We start from the raw sequence: 2717 nt of genomic DNA, 5'->3' as shown, positions 1-2717 counted from the left end.
CCATAATATTTCCCCTTTCATGTTCAAATTTTAAATTAACTTATTTATTACAGTTTTAATCTTATATTATATATGTATATTATAACTTTCTAAATTTATGTAACTTTTTTGTAACTTCTAAATTTGTTTTATCCATGATTTTTTTATATTCTACGGTTAATGACTTATTTCATACAAATTAAATTTCTATGTTTGACAACTTATTTTATCAAATAAAAAGCTAGAAATAAGATATTTACTTTATTAAGTATCCTATTTCTAGCTTTTTATTTATTAACTTTTAAGCTGTTATACTAAATATTTATTCATCATTTATCTTTTAACATTTTTTCCAATTCTAAAACCTTTTCAATTATAGATTCAAAAATTGGCTCTCCTCTTAATTCATTAAAACTATTATCATTAAGCATGATAAGTAGATTAGTATATACATTAAAAGTATATGAATTTTTAGATTTTACTTTATCAAAAAACGTCATTTGACTTGTATCTGAGCTCTCATGTAGAGGATATTTTTCTAATATTTCTTTTAGACCATATAAAGCTTCTTTAGCTTCTTCTTCCATATTAAAAAATAAGAGATTTAAAGATAACTCTATATAGTCCATATATATTCCAAAAAAAGCTCCCCTATTTTCACTCAATATCTTCTTTATTTCTAAAGATATATTGGCATATCCTAATGACTTATTTTTTATATATTCCATTTCTTTCTCTGCTATTCTTTTGTCATAACTTCCACTATCTAACTCTTTCTTTAATTCTTTATATTTATTTTTACATACATTAATTAATCCTTTACAATCTAGAGTTGTATTAAATACATCGCTAAAGAATTTATTTTGAAGTAATACTTCTGCTTCATCCAGCCTATTTTGACTTAAGTATATCATAGCTAAATTAACACTTGTGTCCCCTATTGGTTTATGTATCATATTTAAGTATAGCTCTGCTTTTTCATAATCATCTAACATATAATATGCATTTGATAAAATAAGAAGCGCCGTTTCTTTGATTTGAATATCATCTGTATTTCTCACTACATCTTCAAGAATATTTGTTGTTTCTTTGATTTTACTACCAAATTTATCTTTACCAAATTTATATGAGTACATTTGGTATAGCGAACTTATTTTTAACTTTAGTAGATAACTTTGAGAATATTTCTCCAGATACATATTAGCAAGTCTTTCTACAGATTCTAAATCTTCTTTAAATTCTTCTAGTGGTTCTTCTGTTGATAAGTCGATTTCTATTTTAGCAAGAATTGCTTCTATTTCTTTATAAATTTTCATTACTTCTTCTTCATTTAAGTCTACTTTATAGTTTAAAAGTTTATCAACAGATACATTAAAAAAATCTGCTAATAATGGCAATAATTCTATATCTGGATAAGAGTTTCCACTTTCCCATTTAGATACTGCTGGTGTTGACACTCCTATAAACTTTGCTAATTGTTCTTGCGTTAATCCTTTTCCTTTTCTCAATGTTTGTATAACTTGACCTATTTTAATTCGCATATATACCTCCTTAATGTATATCTCTTAATTTAAGTATATTAAAAAAGCATTTATTAGTAAATCGAGGTAAAGTTAACAAAAAACTTATAATTTAACTATTGGTTAAATTATAAGTAAAAAGCTTATTTTACTGACTACAAAATTCCTATTTTTTCATTTAGCCAGCAAATAATGTCCTCAAAAACTTCCTCTTTATTTATCTCATTTAATAATTCATGTCTTCCATCTTTATAGAGTTTACATGTTACGTCTTTTACACCTAAATTTATATACCTATCTCTAAGTCTCAACACACCCTTACCATGTTTACCTATAGGGTCTTTATCTCCAGATATTATGTAAATAGGAATATCAAGTGGTATCTTTTTTAAGTTTTCTTTATCCTCTATTTCTTTTAATCCTTGTACTAAATCGTAAAAAAAGCCACAGGTACATACCACCCCACAAAATGGGTCATTTATATATTTTTCAACTTGTTCTTTATCTCTACTTAACCAATCAAATTTGTTTTTTTTATTTTTTCCTATACTTTCTCCACCAAATATTAAATCATTTATTTTATTGCTTCGAGAATTTCTTCCATGCTTTTTAATCTCATGATTAATTATTAGGTGAGCAAAATTTAGAATAATACCTTGTTGTCCATTTGAACCACATAATATAAGACCAGATAAATTATCACTGTAATTCATTATGTATCTTTGACTAGCAAATGACCCCATACTATGTCCAAATAAATAAATTGGTAAATCTTTATTTTCTTTTTTTATAATACTTGTTAAAGTATTCATATCTTCTACAAGACATCTAAAACCTTCTTTTTCAGCTAGATGCCCAACATTCTCTACTGTCTTTGCAGTTTTTCCATGTCCTCTATGGTCATTTATATATACTATATATCCATTTTTAGTAAGCTCTTTAGCAAAAACCTCATATCGTTGTGCAGTTTCTGCCATTCCATGGGCAATTTGCACAATTGCCTTTGGGTCTTTTATACTTTCATCTTCCCATTTATATGTATAGATATCTAAATCTTCTTTTCCTTTGAAAGTAAAATTTGTACACTTCATAATTACTCCTCCAGCCTGAATTTATTCAACATAGTAACTTATATACTATATTACTACAATTTTCAAGTCAAAAACATTCTATATAAGTTTCTTACTTATTAATTATTAGTATAAATTGCTATACAAG

At 25.7% G+C, this 2717-nt stretch carries 2 protein-coding genes; both read right to left on the bottom strand.

The window, feature by feature from the left end:
- Window positions 1–308 precede the first annotated feature (308 nt).
- Window positions 309–1520, bottom strand: a complete 1212-nt coding sequence (locus KGF50_RS21080) for a helix-turn-helix domain-containing protein (RefSeq protein WP_227849874.1) — start codon at window positions 1518–1520, stop codon at window positions 309–311.
- Between the two features lie 134 nt (window positions 1521–1654).
- Window positions 1655–2590: an alpha/beta hydrolase gene (locus KGF50_RS21075; protein ID WP_227849873.1), complete on the bottom strand. Its 936-nt coding sequence runs from the start codon at window positions 2588–2590 to the stop codon at window positions 1655–1657.
- Between the last annotated feature and the right edge of the window lie 127 nt (window positions 2591–2717).

Source organism: Clostridioides sp. ZZV15-6598, assembly GCF_020657705.1.
GTDB lineage: Bacteria > Bacillota > Clostridia > Peptostreptococcales > Peptostreptococcaceae > Clostridioides > Clostridioides difficile_F.
This window is presented reverse-complemented; position numbering and strand designations above follow the sequence as displayed.